The sequence below is a fragment of the Anaeroglomus insulsum genome, assembly GCF_050689095.1.
GTDB classification, from domain to species: Bacteria; Planctomycetota; Phycisphaerae; order Sedimentisphaerales; family Anaerohalosphaeraceae; genus Anaeroglomus; species Anaeroglomus insulsum.
Map to the genome: position 1 here is coordinate 1 of NZ_JBOGCL010000003.1, position 22,361 is coordinate 22,361.

Annotated in this window: 22 protein-coding genes and 1 other RNA gene; 15 read left to right on the forward strand and 8 right to left on the reverse strand. The window is 51.2% G+C overall.

Translation table 11 applies throughout. From position 1 onward, the window contains the following. Window positions 1-29: 29 nt before the first annotated feature. A complete protein-coding gene (locus ACQ9LF_RS03580) occupies window positions 30-743 on the reverse strand; it encodes a hypothetical protein (RefSeq protein ID WP_462487998.1) in 714 nt (237 codons plus the stop codon). A gap of 177 nt (window positions 744-920) precedes the next feature. On the opposite strand from ACQ9LF_RS03580, the gene pyrF reads away from it, so the two are divergent. The 3 genes from pyrF (at window position 921) to ACQ9LF_RS03595 (ending at window position 3,989) form a co-directional block, all read left to right on the forward strand. After that, window positions 921-1,856, forward strand: a complete 936-nt coding sequence (pyrF, locus tag ACQ9LF_RS03585) for an orotidine-5'-phosphate decarboxylase (RefSeq protein WP_462487999.1) — start codon at window positions 921-923, stop codon at window positions 1,854-1,856. A gap of 82 nt (window positions 1,857-1,938) precedes the next feature. Then, window positions 1,939-3,306, forward strand: coding sequence for a UDP-N-acetylmuramoyl-L-alanine--D-glutamate ligase (gene murD / locus ACQ9LF_RS03590; protein ID WP_462488000.1), 1,368 nt, complete (start codon window positions 1,939-1,941; stop codon window positions 3,304-3,306). A 299-nt stretch (window positions 3,307-3,605) separates the two neighbouring features. Next, window positions 3,606-3,989: a PilZ domain-containing protein gene (locus tag ACQ9LF_RS03595; protein WP_462488001.1), complete on the forward strand. Its 384-nt coding sequence runs from the start codon at window positions 3,606-3,608 to the stop codon at window positions 3,987-3,989. 145 nt (window positions 3,990-4,134) lie between these two features. Here ACQ9LF_RS03595 and ACQ9LF_RS03600 read toward each other — a convergent pair whose 3' ends face one another. Further along, window positions 4,135-4,632, reverse strand: coding sequence for a zinc ribbon domain-containing protein (locus ACQ9LF_RS03600; RefSeq protein ID WP_462488002.1), 498 nt, complete (start codon window positions 4,630-4,632; stop codon window positions 4,135-4,137). 143 nt (window positions 4,633-4,775) lie between these two features. On the opposite strand from ACQ9LF_RS03600, the gene ACQ9LF_RS03605 reads away from it, so the two are divergent. Next, a complete protein-coding gene (locus ACQ9LF_RS03605) occupies window positions 4,776-5,474 on the forward strand; it encodes a CDP-alcohol phosphatidyltransferase family protein (RefSeq protein WP_462488003.1) in 699 nt (232 codons plus the stop codon). A gap of 87 nt (window positions 5,475-5,561) precedes the next feature. Here the strand turns inward: ACQ9LF_RS03605 and ACQ9LF_RS03610 are convergent, their stop codons facing one another. Continuing rightward, a complete protein-coding gene (locus tag ACQ9LF_RS03610) occupies window positions 5,562-7,586 on the reverse strand; it encodes a TonB-dependent receptor plug domain-containing protein (RefSeq protein ID WP_462488004.1) in 2,025 nt (674 codons plus the stop codon). A 615-nt stretch (window positions 7,587-8,201) separates the two neighbouring features. Between ACQ9LF_RS03610 and ACQ9LF_RS03615 the strand changes: the two genes are divergently transcribed. Next, complete coding sequence (locus ACQ9LF_RS03615; protein WP_462488005.1) at window positions 8,202-9,254, forward strand: Gfo/Idh/MocA family protein; 1,053 nt, start codon at window positions 8,202-8,204, stop codon at window positions 9,252-9,254. Between the two features lie 102 nt (window positions 9,255-9,356). After that, window positions 9,357-11,156 carry a translation elongation factor 4 gene (gene lepA, locus ACQ9LF_RS03620; protein ID WP_462488006.1) on the forward strand — a complete coding sequence of 600 codons (1,800 nt, stop codon included), beginning with the start codon at window positions 9,357-9,359 and terminating at the stop codon, window positions 11,154-11,156. A 13-nt stretch (window positions 11,157-11,169) separates the two neighbouring features. Here the strand turns inward: lepA and ACQ9LF_RS03625 are convergent, their stop codons facing one another. Beyond that, window positions 11,170-11,808 carry an NUDIX hydrolase gene (locus tag ACQ9LF_RS03625; protein WP_462488007.1) on the reverse strand — a complete coding sequence of 213 codons (639 nt, stop codon included), beginning with the start codon at window positions 11,806-11,808 and terminating at the stop codon, window positions 11,170-11,172. Window positions 11,809-11,969: 161 nt separating this feature from the next. Here ACQ9LF_RS03625 and ACQ9LF_RS03630 point away from each other — a divergent pair, with 161 nt between their 5' ends. Together ACQ9LF_RS03630 and ACQ9LF_RS03635 are read left to right on the forward strand one after the other, a co-directional pair. Continuing rightward, complete coding sequence (locus tag ACQ9LF_RS03630; protein WP_462488008.1) at window positions 11,970-12,215, forward strand: DUF4160 domain-containing protein; 246 nt, start codon at window positions 11,970-11,972, stop codon at window positions 12,213-12,215. Next, window positions 12,196-12,456, forward strand: coding sequence for a DUF2442 domain-containing protein (locus tag ACQ9LF_RS03635; protein ID WP_462488009.1), 261 nt, complete (start codon window positions 12,196-12,198; stop codon window positions 12,454-12,456). The genes ACQ9LF_RS03630 and ACQ9LF_RS03635 overlap by 20 nt, the downstream gene beginning before the upstream one ends. Window positions 12,457-12,583: 127 nt before the next feature. Here ACQ9LF_RS03635 and ACQ9LF_RS03640 read toward each other — a convergent pair whose 3' ends face one another. Both ACQ9LF_RS03640 and rnpB read right to left on the reverse strand, forming a co-directional pair. Next, window positions 12,584-13,843: a BaiN/RdsA family NAD(P)/FAD-dependent oxidoreductase gene (locus tag ACQ9LF_RS03640; RefSeq protein WP_462488010.1), complete on the reverse strand. Its 1,260-nt coding sequence runs from the start codon at window positions 13,841-13,843 to the stop codon at window positions 12,584-12,586. Window positions 13,844-13,981: 138 nt separating this feature from the next. Beyond that, window positions 13,982-14,365: RNase P RNA component class A (rnpB, locus tag ACQ9LF_RS03645), an RNA gene on the reverse strand. 200 nt (window positions 14,366-14,565) lie between these two features. On the opposite strand from rnpB, the gene ACQ9LF_RS03650 reads away from it, so the two are divergent. Further along, entirely contained in the window at window positions 14,566-14,763 is a 198-nt protein-coding gene (locus tag ACQ9LF_RS03650; RefSeq protein ID WP_462488011.1) for a DUF4177 domain-containing protein, read from the forward strand. Between the two features lie 108 nt (window positions 14,764-14,871). Here the strand turns inward: ACQ9LF_RS03650 and purE are convergent, their stop codons facing one another. Beyond that, a complete protein-coding gene (gene purE / locus ACQ9LF_RS03655) occupies window positions 14,872-15,381 on the reverse strand; it encodes a 5-(carboxyamino)imidazole ribonucleotide mutase (protein WP_462488012.1) in 510 nt (169 codons plus the stop codon). A 102-nt stretch (window positions 15,382-15,483) separates the two neighbouring features. Here purE and amrB point away from each other — a divergent pair, with 102 nt between their 5' ends. Both amrB and ACQ9LF_RS03665 read left to right on the forward strand, forming a co-directional pair. Continuing rightward, window positions 15,484-16,356, forward strand: coding sequence for an AmmeMemoRadiSam system protein B (amrB, locus tag ACQ9LF_RS03660; RefSeq protein WP_462488013.1), 873 nt, complete (start codon window positions 15,484-15,486; stop codon window positions 16,354-16,356). A gap of 143 nt (window positions 16,357-16,499) precedes the next feature. Beyond that, window positions 16,500-17,675 (forward strand): hypothetical protein, encoded by a 1,176-nt coding sequence (locus ACQ9LF_RS03665; RefSeq protein WP_462488014.1) that lies wholly within the window; start codon window positions 16,500-16,502, stop codon window positions 17,673-17,675. 899 nt (window positions 17,676-18,574) lie between these two features. On the opposite strand, the gene ACQ9LF_RS03670 is transcribed toward ACQ9LF_RS03665, so the two are convergent. Beyond that, window positions 18,575-19,036: an acyl-CoA thioesterase gene (locus tag ACQ9LF_RS03670; protein WP_462488015.1), complete on the reverse strand. Its 462-nt coding sequence runs from the start codon at window positions 19,034-19,036 to the stop codon at window positions 18,575-18,577. 592 nt (window positions 19,037-19,628) lie between these two features. Here ACQ9LF_RS03670 and ACQ9LF_RS03675 point away from each other — a divergent pair. From ACQ9LF_RS03675 to ACQ9LF_RS03690, 4 genes are read left to right on the forward strand one after another with little or no spacing between them, the layout of a single operon-like run. After that, window positions 19,629-19,832: a helix-turn-helix domain-containing protein gene (locus ACQ9LF_RS03675; protein WP_462488016.1), complete on the forward strand. Its 204-nt coding sequence runs from the start codon at window positions 19,629-19,631 to the stop codon at window positions 19,830-19,832. Then, the gene (locus ACQ9LF_RS03680; RefSeq protein ID WP_462488017.1) at window positions 19,829-20,746 is read left to right on the forward strand and encodes a DNA adenine methylase; all 918 of its coding nucleotides are present in this window, start codon (window positions 19,829-19,831) and stop codon (window positions 20,744-20,746) included. The genes ACQ9LF_RS03675 and ACQ9LF_RS03680 overlap by 4 nt, the downstream gene beginning before the upstream one ends. Before the next feature lie 10 nt (window positions 20,747-20,756). Beyond that, the gene (locus ACQ9LF_RS03685; protein ID WP_462488018.1) at window positions 20,757-21,368 is read left to right on the forward strand and encodes a MutH/Sau3AI family endonuclease; all 612 of its coding nucleotides are present in this window, start codon (window positions 20,757-20,759) and stop codon (window positions 21,366-21,368) included. 5 nt (window positions 21,369-21,373) lie between these two features. Next, on the forward strand, window positions 21,374-22,342 hold the full coding sequence (locus ACQ9LF_RS03690; protein WP_462488019.1) for a TRM11 family SAM-dependent methyltransferase: 969 nt from the start codon (window positions 21,374-21,376) through the stop codon (window positions 22,340-22,342). The last annotated feature ends 19 nt before the right edge of the window (window positions 22,343-22,361 follow it).

The following is a 22,361-nucleotide window of genomic DNA, read 5'->3' on the forward strand; positions in this document are numbered from 1 at the left end:
CGTGCCCACGCGGTTCTTATTCACCCATCTTATGGAACTCTGTCCCCGGCAATTTTGTTTTTCTTTCGGACCGGCTCAACCTGCAGAATCAGCCTGCCCTGTTCGAGCTTAAAGCTCTTGAGCCGTACGGTATAATCGGAAATCGTCATCACCGGGTCAAAGGATTGATTGTTAATCACGCCGTTAATAATCGGTGCCAGTTCCCCATCGTCCTCCGGCACAAGGTACTCATCGGCATACTGCCGGGCCAGCTTGGAAGCGATTCCGGTGACCGGCAGCGCCCCGAGGTTGACTGAGTGGATATTCAGATTGAGCCGCCCGGCCGAATCCATCGTCGGCAGAGCCGTAACCGACAGGACGCTCGTAGCATTTTTGTATCCGATAGTCGTCATCAGGATAATGCCTTTTGGCGTAAACGTTACCGCCGGCGCGGCAAACGAAAATCCGCCATACTCCTGGGGCTCCGGACACTGCGAAGCGAAGATTTCATTGGCTCCCTGCTGATCAATTGCTAATTCAAATGGCTGGTCAAGCTGGATATTGTTGAAAAAATCCGGCCCGAGCTTGTGCGTCAGATACGGACTGACCTGCCCATCCGGCGGAACCGCCGCAGGCTGATAGGCCCTGGGCGTATGGCCCAGCAGGACCAATCCCACCGCCAGAATGAATAATGCAAACAAAATCAAAAATAAAAAGGCCTTCAGCCCGCTGTGTCGTCGCTTTTTTCTGCCGGTCGTTGTCATACACGTATATCTATATCCAATCAGGACTTTGATTCAGTATAAATCCTTGTTTTTTACCGATAAACCCAAAGTTTAATTAAATTCGTTCTTGCCCGATACGTCATCGGCGAGTATAGTGTTTCGTCAAAAGAATGCGAGATTGTAAATTATTTTTGATCCAAAAGAAAGGATGTACTTGTGGCAAGTCATTTTGCAGATAGATTGGCCGAAGCAGTAAAAAAGAAAAGCACGCCCCTGATTGTGGGTCTGGACCCGGTCTATAGCCGGCTGCCCCAGAACCTGCGGTACGGACGCGGCGATGGCGAGACCGATCTGCCGGCGGCAATCGATTCCGTATTTGAATTCTGTGTCCGTACGTTGAAAGTCGTCGCGCCGATAGTGCCCGCGGTCAAAATCAATATTGCCTATTTTGAAAAATATCTCTGGGAGGGCGTTGAAGTCTATTACTCGCTCCTGTCAGAGGCCGAGGCACTGGGTATTGAAGTCATCGGCGATGTCAAACGCGGCGATATTGGCCATACTGCCGAATGCTATGCCGACGCTCACTTAGTCAACCCGGAATTCGACGAGATGGATGCCATCATTACACCGGACGCCATCACCATCAACGGCTTTGCCGGCGCCGAGGGGATTATTCCTTTCGCCGACAAAGCGGACGAACAGGGCAAGGGTGTCTTCGTCTGGGTTCGGGCGAGCAATCCTTCCGCAGCGGCCATTCAGGACTTTGCGGATGCGGCCGGGGTGAAGATGTACGAAAAACTGGCCAGCGTCGTCGGCGAAATCGCTAACCAGCCCAAACGAATCGGCAGTTCCGGATACAGTAATGTTGGTATGGTCGTCGGCGGGACCAGCCCGCAGGAAACCACCGCGTTGCGTCAGAAGTATCCAAAATGCTGGTTCCTGGTTCCGGGATATGGGTCCCAGGGTGCCACTGCCGCCGATTGTGTTCGCTTCTGCGACAACAACGGTCTGGGCGCGCTGATTAACGCTTCCCGCTCAATCCTGTATGCCTTTAATGATACCAAATACAGCCAGCAGTTTGGCGACAACTGGGAAAAATGCATCGAGCAGGCCGCTATCGACGCCAAGATCGAAATTTCAAAAGCGCTGTAAGCTTTTGCCGATATACGATGAAGTATCATAAGGTGGGTTTATGCCCACCTTTTTTATTTCCTGCAGGAAGAGAAAAAGGTCTATGAAAACGAATTGTCTGAGCGGTAAACGTATTGTTGTCATGGGTTTAGGACGTTTTGGCGGCGGCGAGGACAGTGCCCTGTTCGCCTGTAAATCCGGCGGCAAAGTGCTGGTTACGGATTTGGCCAAGCCTGAGGAGCTGGCCAAAACCCTCAAGCAGCTCGAAGGTGCCGATATGGAATATCGACTTGGCGAACATCAGATGAACGATTTTACGACTGCGGACGTCGTGATTGTCAATCCGGCTGTCCCCCCCACCAACAAGTTCATTGCTGCCGCGGAAAAGGCCGGGGCGATGATTACCTCGCAGGTCGAATTGTTCTTTCAGCTCTGCCCGGCCCCGATCATCGGCATCACCGGCTCCAACGGCAAAAGCACCACGACCTCGCTGATTTATCACCTGCTGGCAGCAGGTGAAGGCCAAAAGCAGATAATCCCTTATAATAAGGTATGGCTGTCCGGCAATATCGGCAACCGGCCATTTCTGGGAATGCTGGATCAGATACAGTCTCAAGATATTGTGGTGCTTGAACTTAGCAGCTTCCAACTGGAACAGTTGTCCCGGACAAGGCTGGCCCCTTATGTGTCGGTTATCACAAATTTAACCCCGAACCATCTGGATCGCCACGGAACCTTTGAAGGTTATTGTGCCGCCAAGGAGTTTATTTTCAGCAATCAACGCACCTGCTCGAACAAACCATGTGTGTCTATCTTTAATGCCGAAGACCCGGTCAGCCTGAGCTGGTATGAAATGTATAAGAATCAGGCAGGACGGATAAGCCTGCTTTTTAGTTCCGATAATATTTCTAAAGACATTCTGGACGCATATCCACTTATCGGACGTGCCAATCGGTCCAATCTCGCAGCAGCCCTGCGGGTTGTGGAGCATTTCGGGGTGGCTCGGGATCGCATTATTAGTGCTGTCAGGACATTCGAGTCGCTTCCGGACAGGCTGCAATTGATCGCCAATATCGACAATGTCCGCTGGTACAACGATTCGAAGGCGACTACGCCGGTCAGCACGATTGCCGCGCTGGAAGGAATTGACGAGCCGAAAATTCTTATCGCAGGTGGCTACGACAAGCATATTCCCTTTGATGAACTGGGCAAAGTGATTGTTAAACGGGTTAAGGCGGTCGTCCTGCTGGGGCAGACGGCAGACCTGATTGAAAAAGCCATCATGAATGCCGGGGGGGGGGTTGTTATTCGCCGGGTCAAGTCTATGCCCGAAGCGGTGTCCGTTTGTCGGGAATTGGCTGTGGCGGGAGATGTGGTGCTGATGAGTCCGGCCTGTGCCAGTTGGGATATGTTCGAAAACTACCAGCAGCGAGCCAAAATCTTCGCCGATGCGGTCCTGTCCGGCAAGTAATCCAGACTTCAGTTTAAATAGCAAGTCCGGCAGTTATCGGACGGTTCCGGAGAGGTTTTTTAGTGGTTGCATAATCAAGGCCCCAAAGCTGCCTTGAGGTCCCATAAAAACACGCTCTGTCTGTCTTCTAACAGCCTTCTATGGGGATACTTATAGAAATTATAGTTTGCCCTGAAAATAGTACTCTTGCGGGTTATCCCAGCCGGGAGTTTGTCCGAAGCTATATCCCAGAAAAGACAAGTGCGATTTGCTGAAAAGAAAGCACGGACGAACGTAAACAACAATTTCAGGAGACAGACATGAACACACAGGAACGCAGGGCGGAAGCACGGCTTCGTTACAATTGGCCGGTTTGGTTTGCGGAGGACTTTACGGATGAATTGGTGCAGGGGCAGATGATTGATATTTCCAGCGGCGGTGCGGCGTTTAGCTGCTATGCCGACAAGTGCCCGTTCCCCGGCGACCACATTACCGCTCGCTTCAGTGTTCCCAAGTACACGACACATCAGGCCTTCGATATGGCCAACTTTATCCGTCACGGCAAGATTTGCCGGGTCGAAGAACTCAGTCCGTTTGTCCGGCGCGTTGCGGTGCAGTTTGCTGATCCGCTGCCGTTCAAGCCGGCCGATAATGAAAAAATGGATAATATGATGGCCCTCGATACGGAGGAAGCGCTGGTCTAAAACGATACCATGGCGGGCCCCCCCCCCCGCTAACCCAAAATAAAGACTTTCTTCTTCTCTTCTTCTCTCTATTACAGCCAACAAGGCCGCCGGATCCCCCCCCCCAGCGGCCTTTGGTTGTTTTATGGAGTCGAACATGTTTCGGCTAAAACGACTTGCCGCATTCCTGGCAGAATTTGGAATCTTCTTCATTCAGTTTGCCGCAGTGGGGGCATTTAATCATAACAACCTTTTGCGGCCGGGAAGCTCCGCCCCGCATAAATTGCGTACCCACCTGCCCGATATCCACCCCGGCCTCATCCAGAGCATCCTTGACAATGCCGCCGGTCATCCGGCTCCACGGCTCCAAATCCTTGCGGGCCTGCTCCGGGTCCAGTGTCAATCCGGACCCCGCTTTGCCCCTGGCGGCAATGCCGCGAACCACGCCGCCGCCTGCAATCAGGGCAAAGCCGACAAAGCCAATCCCAAAAGCAATCGGCACAAACACAACGCTCTTTGGTTCAAAACCACCATGGAGGGCGGACAATATCATCACACCGATAATGGCAATAAACGGCAGGGTAAACAGGCATACGCCGGCAATCTGCATGACCAGTCCGATTTTATACCAGTTTTTGCGTTCTTCGGATATCTGTGCAGACATTGTTTTGTCTCCTTATATAAAGCTTGAATGTATCAGCAATCTTCGTCGAAAGCAAGGAAAACAGCTTGCCCTGCATTGACTCAGACCGTCAGCGGTGGTACAGTGTTTCAAAAAATCGGAAATCGTCTGGAAGGAGGAACATCGTGGCAACACAACCCACCGGTGCCGCCGGCAAGGCTCCGATGAAAACCCTGCTGGCCCCGTATGAAAAGCAGTTTATCACATGGCTGACGCCGTATTTTCCCCGCTGGATCGAAACCTGGCATCTGACCCTGCTGACGATTCCCTGGTGTGTGGGATTGATTGTTTTCGGCTGGCTGGCCGGGCGTACGGGCAACCTGCACTGGCTGTGGCTCAGTTCGTTAATGATTTTCCTGCAATGGTTTACAGATGCTTTTGACGGCGCCATCGGCCGCTACAAAGACACCGGCCTGATCAAGTGGGGATTCTATATGGACCACCTGCTGGATTATGTCTTTTTATGCTCCACATTAATCGGCTATGCCCTGCTGACCGAAGGAACCAGCCGGGAGATTATCCTGTATCTGATTCCGGTCTTTGGCGGCTATATGACCGCCTCGTTCCTCGGCTTTGGGGCGACGGGGGAGTTCAAGATTACCTATCTTGCCACAGGGCCAACGGAAATCCGGATTTGGTTTATCGTGTTAAACGCCGCCCTGACCCTGCTGGGGACGCGATGGATTCTGCCGCTGCTGCCCTGGCTGCTGGTCGTGTCGATCCTGCTGCTGGGCTTTATTTCCTTTCGGACTCAGAAATACCTCTGGAAGCTGGATATGGATATCAAGCAGGGGCAAAAAATACCGCATGTTTCTAACGGCTGATGGCGTTGTTGGGCAAGTGCCGACTCCAAACCGTCATTCTCCGCTGGACGAGAGCGGGCGCATCCCGGGTTGTCTGTAATAGGCGTATCAAAAGCGAATCTGCAATCGTCCGAAGAACGTTCTGCCGGGAAGTTCCAGGGATGAAAAGCTGCCTACATCATACACGGACTCAATCGTATTATTGAGCACATCGGTCACACCAAACATCAGCTCGCCTTTTCCCCGGGCAAAGGTATGCGACAGGGTCAAATCGAGTCGATGCATGACATCAGGATCACTGATGAGTGCAGCATAGCTGTTGATGCCGTTTTGATAGACATAATTGGCGTTGAAGGCCCAGTCCTTATCGAAAAACCATCTGCCGCTGATGCCGGCTTTGTGCTGGGAGGGCAGAATCGAACGGGTGATCTGGGCGAAGTCATCGGTTGCAATACCGTTATAGGCGTACCAGCCGGTTATCTTGACGGTCTTATACTGCCAGGTCAATGACGTTTCGGCGCCCCAGGTGTTGGCCCCGTCAATATTGTCCAGGGTGCTGGTGGTCACACCAAACATGTCCGTCGTGTTCATAACGCCGATCAGGCGTTCCATACGCTGATAATAGGTGTCGATATTCAGCGACAGAGTCTCTGTGAGCTTGCCGGTGTAGCCTGCCTCCAGGTAATAGGTGCCTTCATTGCCGATGCCGTCAGCACTTGGAATCGTCCTGAACAAGCCGCCAACCCCTGGAGCCTGCAGATAATCGCCGGTGGTCTTGCGAATACCGACCGAAGGAGAACGGAACGACCGGGCAAAGCTGGTGCGCACGATATGATCCTGCTTGTCATCGAGTGCATAGAGAGCCGATAACCGCGTGGACCAGTCGGTGGTGATTTCGCTGTAATCGTCCAGACGCAGCTGTCCTTCGAGGGTGAATCGTTCTGTGACGGCCCAGCGGTCGATCAGAAACAGACCCGCCCAGTATTCGTTATAGACGTCATGGAAGAAATTCAGCTCATCCAGCGAGGAGTGATTATCGACGTTGATACGATCCCCGCGGAAATTGCCGCCGACCGAGGCGGTGTGGTCTTCAGCGGGCTTGAAGGTGATTTGGGCTTCAACATCATTTTGCATATATCCAATTTGGTCTGTCACCACGCGCCGATGCGACTGCCAGAAATTGCCGGACCACTGAATTGAACCGCTGGTGTCTTCATCGAACTGGTGATCCATTCGGACAAACATGCGGGTATATTCGACCAGGATGTCACGCCGCGGGAAGACCCCGATAAATTCATAATCGCCCTCCTGGCTGGAGGTATGAGCGGCACCAAAACTCCAGCGGGTCTGGTCGTCGGCACGGTATTCCGCACCAAGATCGAATTTCCAGAATCGCCCCCAGTCGCGGGCTGAATAGCTGCCGATTCCCATCAGGGACTGGATTGATAAAGCGATATCGGAGCGATATTTGCCGGCGCCCGCCGCGTCGGAATCCTCGATCCCTTCATAGCCGGCGGAGGCCTTCCAGCTCCAGCGGCCCTGGGTTGCGGCGTAACGCAGATGAGTAAAGACATCGCCGTATTCATTGACGGTTGTCGAGGTCAGCCCGCCCTGAATCTGGCCGGGTTTCTTGGTGATAATGTTGATGGCGCCGGTAAAGGCATTGGCGCCCCATGCGGCACCCACCGGACCGCGAACGACTTCAATGCGTTCGATGTCTTCCATCATCACCGGAAGATTTTCCCAATGGGTGATTCCAAACACCGGGCTGGTCACAGGCCGGCCATCAATCAGAATTAATGTCCGGTCGGAAAAGGTTCCAAACAAGCCCCGCACGCCGACGATTTGCCGCTGACGGTCCAGACGGCGGACATCCACTCCGGGGACAAATTGCAGCAGTTCAGGAATGCTGGTTGCTCCGCTGTAGTGGATATCTTCTGCGGTAATCACAGTGGTCGAAGCGGATAGATACGCCGGCTGTGTCGGCAAGCGGGAAGCAGACACGATCGGAACGTCCATCAGCTCTTCTAATGTCATATCAAATACATCTCGGGATGCCGCGTGGGTCTGGCCTATGACAGCCAGGAACAATACCATGTATCCTGCTGAGAGAAATGCTTTTCCTTGTTTCATCTGCGAACTCCACAAAAGGCAAACGGCAATACCAGATATTATCAGGGGTTCCGCTAATCATTCATTTTGGCGGACCAGGGACTCTTTTTGTCTCTGGCGGTGTCAGGCAAAAGCCGCTTGATTATCCAAAAAAAGCTCATTTTGCCTTCCTTGCCTGTGAGCAAAATCATCTCTTTGCCGCTCAAAAGCAATGTTTAGAGCCTCTCTTTATTGTTTCTTCATAACTCGACGATAATCAGGTCAAAATAAACGGCGGCTTAATAAATTCTTTATGTATGCAAAAAAACATCGAATTTGCCAATGATTATAGGTCTTTACCGAGATTCGTTCGCCGGATGCGTCAGTTATGAGACTCTGGGAGAGGAAGGGGGCAGTCGATGAACATACGATATTCTCGGTATAAATTGTTTTTATATAGAAGATTTCTATCTGCAGACTTTAGCTGGACAGATGGGGGCCGGGTGTTATAATACCACCACTTCAGCAAGTCCTTGAAATCGCGGTGATAGGGTCGAGGGATATCTGGTAATCTGGAAATAGAATCAGGGCAGGCCCTGGAGCTGACAGAAGGTTTATCCTTACGGGGCTGCTGGGGTCTGTATCGAACGGGTGTTTATGGAACATGGAAAAATCAAAGTGGCAGCCATGGGCTTAACCGAGCCCATTCAGCAAATGCTGGAATTGGCATTGGCGTTGGAGGACTACCAGGTTGTAGCCGTCGCCGATGAGGATGTCCAGCTTGGCCAGTCCTTTTCACGTCGTTACAACTGCCCGGTCTATGTGGATTTCCGGCGGATGATTATGCAGAATCCCGCGGATGTGCTGTTTGTGGGGGCACCGCTGCATCTGTGTGCCGACCATATCCGCCAGGCGATTCAAAACAAATGTCATATCATCAAGACTCCCCCTGCCGGACTGACGTTTGAGCAATGTGCGTCTTTCATTCAACTGGCCCGTAAGGAAAATGTGCATTTCGTGGTGGCCTTGCCGGGGCGTTTTGAACCGGCGGTTTTGCGTCTTCGTGAAGAATTATCCCATTCGGAGCCGGATTACTGGCACCTGATCACGGCGATTTGCCATGTTCCGCAGGGCGAAATCCCCCCGCACAAACGCTGGCTGCTGGATCCGCAGATGGCTGGCGGCGGTGTGCTGATCCAGAACAGCTATGATTTGCTGGATGAGATTGTGTTGTGTTTTGGCCTGCCGCAGCAGGTGTATGCCCAGCTTATTAGTCAGGCTCCCGACCGACAGCAGCGGCTCAGTATTACCGAAGACAATGCCATGGCAATTATGCGTTTTACCGATACACTGGTTGCCCAGATTGTTGCTAGCCGAACGCTGGGGCCGGCCCGACGCCACCTGCGGATTCACGGTAAAGACAAATTTATCACGCTGACTCGGGATGAATTTTCAATAAGCGACAACGAGGGAAAACTTATCGATAATGTTCAGTTTTCCCAGGAGCAATTTCACGGGATGCAGGATTTGCTGACGAATTTTGCCAGGGCTATTTTGTCGCCTCAACAGTATGCGCTGTATCCCTCGCCGGGAACGGATTTATATACGATGGCGGTGATTGAGTCGTTGTATTTGTCTGCACGGACGGCAATGCCGGAGGCCCCCTCACGGCTTCTGGATCTGGCAAAAACCGGTGCGGCCGTGTGGTAGTGTCATCGACAGCCCAGGAATTTTGAACCCCCGTTGCATCCTCCTGCCTTTTGCGGTATAATCCCCCTTTCTATAAATCTCAAAGAAAGCAGATAACCCTTTATGAGTACAGAACATATACGTAATTTTTCGATTGTTGCCCATATTGACCATGGCAAAAGCACGCTGGCCGATCGTTTGCTGGAAAAGACCGGAGCCATTGATCCCCGCAACCGCAAGGAACAGATGCTTGATGATATGGACCTTGAGCGGGAACGGGGTATTACCATCAAGGCCTCTGCAGTGACGATGAATTATACCTATCACGGCAAGACGTATATGCTGAATCTGATCGATACGCCTGGTCATGTGGACTTTCATTATGAAGTATCCCGTGCTCTGACGGCCTGTGAAGGGGCGCTTCTGGTTGTGGATGCCAGCCAGGGCGTGGAGGCGCAAACTGTTGCCAATGCTTATCTTGCGGTCGAAAGTGGCTGCGAAATTCTGGGGGTGATTAATAAAATCGACCTGCCGGCTGCCCAGCCGGAGGTGGCTGCTGAAGAAATGGAGCATGTTTTGGGTCTGAATGGTTCAGAATGCATCCCCATCAGCGCCAAAACCGGGCAAAATATCGATGCTCTGCTGGAAGCGATTGTGACCAAGCTGCCGCCGCCGCCGGATCGAACAAACGAGCCAACCGCAGCATTGATTTTCGACAGCCATGCTGATGATTACCGGGGTGTGATTTGTTATGTCCGGGTCGTGGCGGGAGTGCTGAGCGTCAAGCAGAAAATCAAGCTGATGGGCAGCGGACGGGCCTATACCATTACAGAATTAGGTAAGTTTTGTCCACAAATGACGCCGGTTTCCCAGCTTGCCAGCGGCGAGGTAGGGTATGTTGTTGCCAATATTCGTGAATTGTCGGATGTGCGGGTGGGCGATACCATTACCGATTTCAGCAATCCCGCCGAAAAGCCCCTGCCCGGCTATGAACCGCCGATGCAGATGGTGTTTTCAGACTTTTATCCCGGTGCCATGACCGATTATCCCAAACTCCGCACCGCATTTGAGAAATTGGCGATCAATGATGCCAGTTTCACCTTCTCGCCGCAAAATTCTCAGGCGCTGGGCTTTGGGTTCCGCTGCGGATTCCTGGGTCTGCTGCATATGGAAATCGTGCAGGAACGCCTGGAACGCGAAAATGATATCGATGTGGTTCAGACGGCACCGACAGTCAGTTATGAAATCCTGATGTCCGACGGAACGATAAAACGCATCGATTCGCCCAGCGAACTGCCCGACCGGTCGGTGATTGCCGAAATCCGGGAACCGTTTGTGAAGCTGGAAATTATTACCTCCAGTGATTCGCTGGGGGGGATTATGAAGCTGGCGGATGAACGGCGATGCAAGCTGATCAAGACTGAATATCTGGGCCCAACCCGCGTGATGCTGGAATACAAAGCCCCTCTGGCGGAAATCGTGTATGACTTTTATGACCTGCTCAAGGGCATCAGCCATGGCTATGCGACGATGGATTATGAATTCATCGGTTTTGAAGCTGGCGATTTAGTCAAGATTGATATTTTGGTCAATAAGGTGGCTGTGGAGGCACTGAGCCTGATTGTTCATCGCAGCAATGCCGAATATCGCGGACGCAAAATGATTCTTAAATTGCGCAAAGCGATTCCCAAACATCAGTTTGAGATTCCGCTGCAAGTGGCTATCGGCGGCAAGATTATTGCCCGCGAGACCATTAAAGCATATCGCAAAGATGTGCTGGCTAAATTATATGGCGGTGACGTAACCCGCAAGATGAAACTGCTCAAGAAGCAAAAGGAAGGCAAGAAGCGGATGAAGTCCATTGGGCAGGTCAACATCCCGCAGGAGGCCTTTATGTCCATTTTGGACAACAGTGATGATTGATCTGTAAGCGTTCTTAGTCGTAATCCGTCGGCAGGTCGGGGTTGCGGAGATGCTCGAAGAAGCGCTTGATCTGATGCGGCATCGTCCGCGACTGCGACAGAGGCGGGATTTCATCTTCGCCGAAGAAGGCGATCTCGCTGGTTTCGTGGCTGCTGGCAGGAGCGCCGCCGATGATTTCGCAGTGGAAGAAAAATTTGTAGATGTTGAACGGATAAAACGGCGTATGGCCCTGCTTGTTGCGGTCCCAGACAGCCAGCAGCTTGAGCACGCGGACCTTGTAGCCGGATTCTTCCCAGACCTCGCGGATGACATTTTCCGCCGGTGTTGAGCCGACATCACACCAGCCGCCCGGCAGCGTCCAGCCGCCGTCTTCGATTTCCTTGACCAGCAGTATTTTATGGTCCTTGAAAATCACGCCGCGGCAGTCGGATTTCGGCGTCGGGTAGCCGCAGTCTTTCTGCAGCATCGAGACGATGGTGTCGGCGTCGAGGTCCGTATGGCGTTCGAGAATCTGTGCGGCAATCCATTCAATCTTTTCATGCCGCTGCTTTTCATAGACATCTTTGGCAAAGGCCTTGCCCGCCTGCGAGATGGCCTTTAATTCCGTGGCAATGGATAGCCAGTTAAAATCTTTGGTTTTATTGTTTTGCATACATCGTCCCGGAAACTCAATCATATAAAAGGTTTTGGTTACTATACTGGCTGATCTTGTGGAAAACAAGAGTCTCAAATACTTTGCATAAAAGACTTTTGCTGTCGTGTACCCGGAATAATCTTTACAAATTCCCTCAAAACATAGTATGATATTAGAGTATGCCAGCGATATTCCGATATAAAGGATACCGATTTTTCTTTTATTCCAACGAGGGTTATCCTCGTGAGCCTTTGCATGTACATATTCGCAAGGCCGATGCGGTTGCCAAGATTTGGCTTGAGCCGGAATTGTCGGTGGCTTCTTCGTATGGGATGACATCGGCAGAACTCAATGAGTTGTGCCGGGTCGCCGAAGACAACAAGAAATTGATTCAGGAGTATTGGAATGAGCATTTTGGTTTCTGAACCTTCGGCCAAGACATTACGATTCGATGACAACACCATGTGGGTGGAGCTGAACGATGGCCGCATCCTTGGTGTTCCTCTGGCTTATTTTCCCCGCTTGATGAAGGCTACGTCTCAGCAGCGTCAGCATTATGTTATCAGCGGAGGCGGTACTGGGCTTCACTGGGATGAGCTGGATGAAGATATTTGCGTCAAATCTCTCCTGCTTGGTGTAAGCGATCAGAACCGCAAGATCGGATAAATATTAGATTTTGTTGCTTAATTGTACACCAGAATACCGTATCAACCAACTAAAACCATAGAATCTCCTTTCTAAAAACCTTATTTCTGAATTTGCATAGGGAATTAAACAGTCTATGCCTTATTTTTCATGGAATATGATTCTTACTCCATTGTCCTGCCTGTTTCCCCGCTAATGCTCCTGTGGACCAGGCGATCTGGAGGTTATATCCCCCGCAGGGGCCATCGGCGTTGATGACTTCGCCGGCAAAAAACAGGCCCGGACAGAGTTTGGACTGCATGGTTGTGGGTTCAATTTCGTCGAGGCTGACGCCGCCGCGGGTGATGGTAGCCTCAGCCAGCGGGCGAATCGCCTGGATGGTCAGCGGCATCTCCTTCATCAGGCGAATCAGTTCGCGCCGGGCGTCTTTGGGCAGCTGACTGGCCAGGATTGGCCGGCCGTCGGTCTGAATCTGTTCCACCAGGTACAAAGTCAGCGCCCGGGGCAAAAGGTCGGTAATGACGCGAGCGATTTCCTGCTTGGGGTAGGCGGCACAACCGTCGAGGATGCACTGTTCCAATTGCTGAAAATCCTTCGACGGGCAAAAGTCCAGCTTGATCGGCAGCGGTGCCGGATGGGTATGAATGTAGTCGGTAATTGACCGCGATAAGTCAAAAATCACCGGTCCGCCGATACCGTCATCGGTAAACATCAACGGTCCGATCGTCTGAATTTTTTTATCGTCAATGATCGTGCTGACCCGAACCTCTGGTACCCCCACTCCCTGCAGACGTGTCGGCCAGGTCTCGACGGTTGTTACCGGCGCCAGTGCGGGACGCGGTTGGATGATGGTATGGCCGAAGGTCTGTGCGAAGCGATAGCCGTCGCCGGTGGAGCCGGTAAACGGCCAGCTCATCCCGCCGGTGGCGATAATCACCGCGTTGGCTTCATAGACGTCATTACCCGCTTTCATTACAAATCCGCCGCCATAATTTTTTTCCAGCGTCTCAATACATCGCCCGTGAACGAAAGTGACTCCTGCGCGTCGTGCGGTATCAAACAGAATCCGGCTGACATCGGTGGCCCGGTCGGTGATCGGATAGACGCAGCCGTCTTTTTCGAGTTTGGTTGCCAGTCCCTTCTGGGCGAAAAACTGCCGTACCGCATCCGGGGAAAACTCGTACAGACTGTGCTTGAGAAACCGACCGCAGAAGTCGTATTCGCGGACAAACTCCTCCACCGTTCCGGTATGCGTCAGATTGCATCGCCCCCGTCCGGTCTTGAGCAATTTGCGGCTGATGGAGGGGTTTTTCTCGATGACGGCGGTTTTGGCTCCCGCCTGCGCAGCAAACACGGAGGCCATCAGGCCTGCCGCCCCACCGCCAATAATACACACGTCATATTTCATACTGGAATTGTATCTGGAAAATCCGCTATTGGAAACTAAAAACCCGAGGTTTTGCGGTTTTTATGGGACATTCGACTGGATCGGCGTCCGTCTATCCTGCTTTCCGATGAGGCCGCCGATCATTTCGCTGACAGTTCATAAATGAGTGGGTCTGTAAGCCGAGTTCTGTATCCGCGGTAAGCGGATGGCGACCATTACACTGGACCGGCCGTCGCCGGCCGGCTCTGCCGACAGGTCTCCCCATCGGCACGCAACCTACCCGCCGGATTTTGCCCGGGCCAGGCTACCGGCTTGCTTGGTCTTGCAGGCGGCGGGGTTTTCCATGCCGTCACCGTTACCGATGACGCGGTGCGCTCTTACCGCACCTTTTCACCCTTACCGAGGTCCCGAAAGGCCCCGGCGGTATCTTTTCTGTGGCACTGTCCCGCGGGTCACCCCGGGCGGTCATTAGCCGCCGCCGTGCCCTGTCCTGCTCGGACTTTCCTCCGGAGCGTTCACTCCGGCGGTCGCCCGACCCACTCAGAATGGCATTATAGACGAAATACAATAGATAGAAAAGGACGTTTCGGCTCCAATACTATTTTCCGCGGATTTGTGGAAACAGTCTTGCTTCTGGCCAGTCATAGTAAGTAGAGTAAAGCGGCAGAGGGCTTAAATATTAAAAGGATGGCAATAGTCTTGAAATCGGCAGGGGCGATGCTCAATACGTTGCATGGTGAAGTATGATTTGGGAATACAAAACAATCAAGTTGGCGGCGACGGGCTTTTGGCTGGGCGGCAAAATCGATGAACTCCGGCTGGATCAGATGATGAACGACCTCGGCCAGCAGGGCTGGGAACTGGTCGCGGCACTGGACACCAGTGAAGCCTACGGCAATACCAAAGATGTCGTGGTCATCTTCAAGCGACTCAAAAAATAAACCCCACGGCATCGGCAAGTTTGCAATAGGTTTGTTGGCAGAGTTTGCCGTTGTGAATTTCCGGCCAGCGAAAATGTCAGGAAAGAGTCCCGTTTCCTAACGGGAAACTTATCCCCGCTGATTCAGTTCGGCATCTTTTTGCAGGGCCTTGGCGGTCTGGTCGGCGCGGAACTGGTCGAGTTTGTCGGCCAGTGTTTTATCGCTTAATGCCAGCATCTGCACTGCATAAATCGCCGCATTTTTTGCCCCGGCCTTTCCGATGGCCATCGTCCCGACCGGAATTCCCGGCGGCATCTGCACGGTGCTGAGCAAGGCATCAAGTCCGTTGGGACCTTCGGTTGCCTGCAGCGGTACGCCGATAATCGGCAGCGTCGTATGGGCTGCCATCGCCCCGGCCAAATGCGCTGCCATTCCTGCTGCGGCAATGATGACCTTGATTCCATTGTCTTTGGCTGTTCTGGCAAACTCGCCCGCCTGGGCTGGCGTGCGGTGAGCCGACAAAATCCGTACAATCGGATCGATTCCAAAATACTTGAGCTGGTCCACACAATTCTGCATCGATGACAGATCGCTGTCGGAACCCATCAAAACCGCCACAGGGGATTTTTTGCTTGCCATTGTTTTTCCTCACCAAAACAGATATAATAGCATCCGTTAACAAAGCCGTTTTTCCGGCTGAGTATCATAGCGGCAGCCGGCAATTTTGCAAGGAATAAACAGATGATTCGCAGACCCGCAGTAGCAGGACAATTTTACGCCGGGACACGTCGGGAATGTCTGGCCGAGATTGCCGACTGTCTGCCTGCCAGCCCGTTGAACCTGGTCCTGCCGGAAACCATTGTCGCCGGTATTGTGCCTCACGCCGGCTGGGTGTTTTCCGGTGAGCTGGCTGCAATGGTTTTTGCCGCCATCAAACAGGTAAAACAGGAGCCGGATACATTTATTCTATTTGGTGCTGCTCACGGATGCTATGATTTGTGCCCGGTCATCTTCCCCGAAGGCTCCTGGGAAACCCCGTTGGGACAAATCGAAATTGATGCGGATTTAACCTCGCAGCTGATTGGCCTGGGTGCTCGCCCGGACGCGCAGGCCCATCGCCACGAACACTCCATCGAGGTGCAGGTTCCGTTTATTCAGCATCTATTCCCCAAAGCCAAATTAGTTGCAGCCATCATGCCGCCAGCGTCGAACGGCTATGAATGCGACTTTGGCCGCAAGGTCGGAATGCTGCTCAAAACCAAAAGTATCAACGCCGTCTGTATTGCCTCAACCGATTTGACTCATTACGGCCCGCGATACGGCTTTGCTCCCAAAGGCTCCGGCCCCAACGGCATTCACTGGGCCCATTCGGTCAACGATATGGACTTCATCAACCACGCATTAAACATGGATGCCGAGCATCTGCTGCAATCATCGCTGGAGCACGAAAACGCCTGTGGACCTGCGGGTGCTGCCGCAGCAATTGCCGTTGCTAAAGCCATGGGACGAACTCAAGGCTACCTGCTGGCTCATACCAGTAGCTCCCAGGTCATGGAAGACAAATTCCGCCAATCCAGCTCCGAATCAGTGGGATATGCCGCGATTGTCTTTTAAAAAGACACAAGATGGCTTAAATCCTGTATTTCCTCAAAAAATTATCACGCAATAACTCTCCCCCCTGCCGCGTCTATCCTTTCAGAATAAGGGCCCCGAAAAAAAGTAGAAACAGTAACCCTTGATTGTGAAAGGAAAGACCTATGTTTAAGAAAATAACCATCACTGCAATACTCGTTATGTTAGCGTTACCGGTTTTGGCAGCATCCGACCCGCAAACAGGAACCTGGGGCAAACCGAAAGCCCCCGCCGCACCGGAAGGCATGCGGGAACCTGCAATCCAATTGAATCGCTGGCTGGATGAATTCAACGCGGCCTATGAAAATCGCGATGGTGAAAAGATGGAACGATTGCTCGACCGGCTTGATGCGATCAAGAGCAAAATGCCCGAAATGCCCCGGTTTGATAATTGGATTAACGATGTGAAGGAAGCCTATCAAGCCGAAGATGTTGAGAAGATGGGGACGCTGCTGGAAAAAGCCAATAGTTTTCGCGAATCGCTGAATGCGCAGCCCCAGCAGGGTCGCCGGATGCGTCAGGGACAAGGTCCGCGTGAAGGCATCGCTGCGGATCAGGACCAGCAGCCGCGTCCTGTCGAACAGCTTCGTCGGATGCGTCAGCTTCGCCAGCAGCGGCAGCTTCAGGACCAGCCCGACAGACCGTTTGATAACGCTGCTCCTTTAGCGGAACAGCCCCAGGCTCCCGGCCGAGGGGGACGCGCCTTTGGCGGACAGGGTCGGGATATGGATGCACGCGGCCCGCAAGCTGCGCCCTTCCGCGGTCAGCAATTCCGTCAGGGTCTGCGTGGTCCGCAGGAACGCCCGGATGCCGAAGGTCCGATGATGCAAAATCGTCAGGCTCGTAAGGAACCATTTCAGGGTCGTCAGCGGGGTGCCATTCGCGGCCAGGGATTCGGCAGAGGCAACCAGGTCTGCCCGTTCTGTCAGGCCCCCCGTCAGCAGCGACAGCGAGACCGCATCGAAGGCTTTGGTCCCAATGCTCAGCGGCCCAATGCGGGAATGCGGTTTGAAGGGTTACAGAATCGCTTTGGCCGGCAGCCGATGCAGCCCAACTTTGGCCCCCGCTTTGCCCCTGGCGGACAGATGGGCTATGGCCAGATGATGCCGCAGGGTCGGTTCAATCGCCCCAACATCGATGCCGCACCGATGGCTCCGCAAGGCTATGGCCGGCCCAACATGGGACAAAACAGAATGATGCGTCCGAATTTTGCTCCCAATTTTAACGGCCAGCGGCGAGGGTTTGGCGGACAAATGAATCAGCCCGAACAGATTGTGCCCAGAGATTTCTGGCAGGATTAATCAAATAAATGAATTAAAAGAGGACTCCCAAGCGTCATGCTCTTTAAACAATACTCATAACCGCCTCATAACCTGACCTGAGGTTTTAAGAAGGTGAGCCGATCATGCAGCCCTGCGGATCGGCTTTCTTATTTTCTGGGTATGGCACAGAAACATTCGAAAGGCGCAACAAAACGTCCACGTTTCAGGCTCTGAAACGTGGACTTTCGGATATAGAATTATAGCATAGCGAATAATAGCTTGTGATGCGGCTCGTTGAACTCTTCCTTTTTTTGGAAGATCGGCGGCCCCGGGCCCGTCAGGTCATCACACGGTTTTGTCGAATAGATACAATGTTTGTGCTGTCGCGGCCCCATAAATCGTTTCCCCATCAAAAGTTGAGTCATTCATCATTATTGCTTACATCTAAAGTATAGATAATAAAAAAGACCCGGTCAAAAACGAGATATCGTCTTTTTTGGGTCTTCGGCGGATCAGTTCCGCTTTTGAATGCCATCGGTGGATTCACGTGTATATTGAAGCTGATGGTGTTAACTGTCATAATGTCCCCCATAATTGCGTAAGTTATTATTTATAATGATTTTATAATTGCTTCAAGAAGTGCTGCCGGTTTCTATCGTCTTTTTTAGTCATCCGGTGGACCCCGCCCCGCTTCCACTGCCTGATAGTATCTTGAACGTGCTTGCTTCATATTTTTAACCCCCACGGTTGTTATTGAAATCTTTATCGTTTCAACAAAGGTGAGTATATCAAAATGGGGGTTTTACTTCAAGCAGATATGAAGAAAAATTAAAGACAATTCGAGTCTCAGCTTAAAATATGCTTTATACAATACTGATAAAGCGTATTATAAGACCATGGCGGCTTGATATTTAAAGATTTTTGTTTTTTATTTTGGTTTATTGCTCGGCCGGGTACATGAATTCGGGCATCCGGCGGACTTTGCCGTCGGCATCGACGCAGGCCAGGATGGTGGTGCCTTCGACCAGAATAACGCCGGTGGATTTGCGTTTTAAGACGTAAGTATGTTCCACACGGGCACTTGTGATTTTGGTGCACGTGGCGGTCAGCTCCAGCGTCTCATCATAAAAGGCCGGACGTTTGTATTTGCAGGTCAGTTCGGCCACAACAAAATAGACCCCCGCCTTTTCGAGGTCGCTGTAGGCCAGGCCGTTGACCCGCAGCAGCTCCGTCCGGGCCATCTCAAACCATACCGGATACACGGTGTGGTGAATCACGCCGGACTGGTCCGTCTCGGCATAGCGCGGCACAACCTCAATCGTATGGGACTGAATCTTGGTACAATCCGGGAAGTCCATGGGCTTCATCTGTATTTCGTCGGTTCTGGGTTTTACTCGCATTGGTTATACTGATCCTACTTGATATTGTTCCAGCTCGTCGCGGCTAAAGAGCTATCAGCCGCCGGCTTCCAGCGGCAGATTATCACGCGGCTATGGAGGGCAACTGAACCCTGTCAATAAGCACCTCACACGCGGCCTTTGGCCGCCGCGGAATAATCATACCCGTTGGGCAAACCTCATATTCAAATGGGATAGCGTACCACAATTCCGGCGGTTTTCAACGGTCTGGATACCTCTAACCACACATTACACAGATTACACAATAAGGCAAAGGGCAAAAAGATGGAATCCGCCGGGGCGGATGCGGATTGACCTTCAAGCACGGAGGCTTGAGCTCCAATCTGGGGAAATGGGGATTTTTTATGAAATTAAGGCTTTCCGAAAGTTGCCAGGAGTCATTTACCGGTCAACAGTTGAAAACCCATGCATAGTGTTATCTCATTTCCGATGAAAGCAAGTCTTTTTTGGGTCGATTCTTGGCTACCGATGTACAGCAGAGCATTTATTTAATTTCCCCAAAATGCACTATATATGCTGTCGATCTTTATACAACATTCAATAGGATCACATCAGAAAAATCGGAGAAACAAGCATGGAAGAGATTTGTGTTAAAACTGGTCTCAATATTCGTAAGTGCCGTGAAAAAAAAGGCCTAAGTCAAGAAGAATTAGCGGACAAAGCTGATTTGCATAGGACTTATATCGGGCTGGTCGAAAGAGGGCAAACAAATTTAACCCTAAGGACTCTGGAAAAAATCTCTAAAGCTCTCGGTGTCGGTATCAAGGATTTACTATGACGACTGTTTTGTCTGGAATTAAACAAGCCAAACCTTTTCTGAAATGGGCCGGTGGTAAAGGGCAATTGATCGACGATATCGATCAACGGTTACCACACGATTTGAAAAGCGGCAAAATCAAGACTTACATCGAGCCTTTTATCGGTGGTGGGGCGGTGTTTTTTCATATAGCTCAAAAATATGAGGCCTTAGAAAAATGTGTCTTAATGGATATCAATCAAGACCTTGTTTCTTGTTACAATCACATAAAATGCAATGTTGAGTTATTAATTGATGAGTTGAAATATCTGGAAGATCAATACTATTCCATCGAAACCGAAAAGAGGAATGACTTATTTCTTAAGGTACGAAGAGAGTTTAACCACGAAAAAGAAGATTTGACGCCGAAACGATCAGCAAAGCTCATTTTTCTGAACCGAACCTGTTTTAATGGTCTTTATCGTGTGAATAGAAAAGGGGACTTCAACGTACCTTTTGGAAAATATTCAAAACCTGCGATCTGCTCAGAACATAATTTAAGGCGGGTGTCAGAAATCCTGCAGAATGCAGATATTATCTGCGGCGATTTTTCTTTGTGTAAGGAATACGCAAATAAACGTTCTTTTGTATATTTTGATCCCCCTTACAGGCCTATTTCCAAGACCGCAAGTTTTACATCTTACGCCAAAGATAGTTTTTCTGATAAAGATCAAGAGCGTCTTGCTGATTTGTGTAAATGGCTTACTGCTAACAAGACAAAGTTTCTTTTGAGCAATTCCGATCCCAAAAATGAGGACCCGGAAGACAATTTTTTTGAAAACCATTTTCCAGAATCAAAAGGGTTCTGTATCGATAGAGTCAAGGCAAGCCGGGCAATTAATTGCAAAGGTGATAAACGGGGACATATTAGTGAGTTGATAATTACAAACTATTGAAGGACTTATCATGGAGAGAACTGTTGCTATACAGAAATTACAACAGATTATTGGACAGGATTTACGAAAACTAGCAACTAAATTTGGGGTCACAGTTTTTAGAGATGGCAAAAAAAACAAAGGTTGGGCCGGTCATGTCATCGAAAGGTATCTTGGTCTGCCTCTTAATTCAGCCCAATCACCAAATTTCGGATCATGGGAACTCAAGGTTATCCCACTAAAGTACCTAAGTAATGGTACGTTAAAAATAAAAGAAACAATGGCCATAACAATGATAGATGCTGAATATGTTAAAAACACACCTTTTGAAAACAGCCATCTACTCGCGAAGCTCCAAAAGGCTGTTATTGCTGCACGGATTTGGACCAGTAAAGAAGAAGAGGAGTCAAAGCTATATACTGTAACAGCGTTCAACTTGGATAATCCTGCAATATACAACCAAGTAAGAGAAGATTACGAATCTGTTCGCAATACCATTATAACAAGAGGATTTTCAGCACTCACTGGGAGGATGGGGGTATATATCCAACCAAGAACTAAAGGGCCTGGTCATGGTAGCATATCAAGGGCATTCTATGCGAGGGTTCCTTTTCTTACAAAAGTGGTATTCCCAAATTTATAATAAAAATGAGTAATAATGATTCAACCAATTTAGAATTCAATCCGGAATTTACGACAGTCTGGTCGTTTCCGGTGCGTGGGGCGTGGGCGACGCATAATAACAAGTACCGTGGGAATTTTGCGCCGCAGTTGGCGCGGAATATCATCGAGATGTATTCGGAGCCGGGGGAGGTGGTACTGGACCCGATGGCCGGCGGGGGCACGACGCTGATAGAGGCCAAGCTGCTGGGCCGGCGGTTTATCGGAGCCGATATTAATCCGGCGGCGGTGAAGCTGTGCGAGGAGGCGACAGCATTTGAAATCGAAGAACTCATGAACCCAAGAATTCAGGAACTTAAGAAGTCGAATTCTAAAGAAGAATATAAGGATACACGGATACAGGGATACAAGACGGGAAAAAAAGACGGGCGACGGACGGCGGCCCCGGGGCAAGACAAAATCGTCTGTGCCGATGCGCGGGATTTGTCGTTTCTGGCCGATGGGAGCGTGGATTTGATCCTGACCCATCCGCCGTATCTGAATATCATCCGCTACAGTGACGGCATCGCGGGCGATTTGTCGGCAATATCGTCGGTGTCGAAATTCTGCGGCGAGATGGCCCGGGCGGCGGCCCAGTGGTACCGGACGCTGAAGGCCGGACGCTATTGTGCCGTGCTGATAGGCGATACCCGGCGGGGACGGCATTTTGTCCCGCTGGCCTACCGGGTGATGGAGGTGTTCCTGTCGGCGGGCTTTGTGCTCAAGGAAGATATTATCAAGGTCCAGCACAATTGCTCCGCGACCAGCCGCTGGGTGGGCAAGGCCAAAAAGGCCGGCTTCTATCTGATTATGCACGAACATCTGTTTGTCTTCCGCAAGCCCGAACACGGCGAGAACTTGAATCGGATCAAAGAATCGTGCTCTGAATCCCGAAGACCCGGATTCAGGACAGCCGGACTGTCCGCGAAATCAGTTTGTTCCGGACCCCTGATTTAAGGTTGCCAGATGGGGACGC

Coding starts and splice junctions, on each gene's coding strand:
- ACQ9LF_RS03630 (WP_462488008.1), top strand. CDS start 11,970: ATGCCAGCGATATTCCGATATAAAGGATACCGATTTTTCTTTTATTCC.
- ACQ9LF_RS03615 (WP_462488005.1), top strand. CDS start 8,202: ATGGAACATGGAAAAATCAAAGTGGCAGCCATGGGCTTAACCGAGCCC.
- ACQ9LF_RS03685 (WP_462488018.1), top strand. CDS start 20,757: ATGGAGAGAACTGTTGCTATACAGAAATTACAACAGATTATTGGACAG.
- ACQ9LF_RS03580 (WP_462487998.1), bottom strand. CDS start 743: ATGACAACGACCGGCAGAAAAAAGCGACGACACAGCGGGCTGAAGGCC.
- ACQ9LF_RS03610 (WP_462488004.1), bottom strand. CDS start 7,586: ATGAAACAAGGAAAAGCATTTCTCTCAGCAGGATACATGGTATTGTTC.
- ACQ9LF_RS03650 (WP_462488011.1), top strand. CDS start 14,566: ATGATTTGGGAATACAAAACAATCAAGTTGGCGGCGACGGGCTTTTGG.
- ACQ9LF_RS03600 (WP_462488002.1), bottom strand. CDS start 4,632: ATGTCTGCACAGATATCCGAAGAACGCAAAAACTGGTATAAAATCGGA.
- ACQ9LF_RS03625 (WP_462488007.1), bottom strand. CDS start 11,808: ATGCAAAACAATAAAACCAAAGATTTTAACTGGCTATCCATTGCCACG.
- ACQ9LF_RS03675 (WP_462488016.1), top strand. CDS start 19,629: ATGGAAGAGATTTGTGTTAAAACTGGTCTCAATATTCGTAAGTGCCGT.
- lepA (WP_462488006.1), top strand. CDS start 9,357: ATGAGTACAGAACATATACGTAATTTTTCGATTGTTGCCCATATTGAC.
- ACQ9LF_RS03670 (WP_462488015.1), bottom strand. CDS start 19,036: ATGCGAGTAAAACCCAGAACCGACGAAATACAGATGAAGCCCATGGAC.
- ACQ9LF_RS03665 (WP_462488014.1), top strand. CDS start 16,500: ATGTTTAAGAAAATAACCATCACTGCAATACTCGTTATGTTAGCGTTA.
- ACQ9LF_RS03595 (WP_462488001.1), top strand. CDS start 3,606: ATGAACACACAGGAACGCAGGGCGGAAGCACGGCTTCGTTACAATTGG.
- amrB (WP_462488013.1), top strand. CDS start 15,484: ATGATTCGCAGACCCGCAGTAGCAGGACAATTTTACGCCGGGACACGT.
- ACQ9LF_RS03680 (WP_462488017.1), top strand. CDS start 19,829: ATGACGACTGTTTTGTCTGGAATTAAACAAGCCAAACCTTTTCTGAAA.
- ACQ9LF_RS03635 (WP_462488009.1), top strand. CDS start 12,196: ATGAGCATTTTGGTTTCTGAACCTTCGGCCAAGACATTACGATTCGAT.
- ACQ9LF_RS03690 (WP_462488019.1), top strand. CDS start 21,374: ATGAGTAATAATGATTCAACCAATTTAGAATTCAATCCGGAATTTACG.
- ACQ9LF_RS03640 (WP_462488010.1), bottom strand. CDS start 13,843: ATGAAATATGACGTGTGTATTATTGGCGGTGGGGCGGCAGGCCTGATG.
- murD (WP_462488000.1), top strand. CDS start 1,939: ATGAAAACGAATTGTCTGAGCGGTAAACGTATTGTTGTCATGGGTTTA.
- purE (WP_462488012.1), bottom strand. CDS start 15,381: ATGGCAAGCAAAAAATCCCCTGTGGCGGTTTTGATGGGTTCCGACAGC.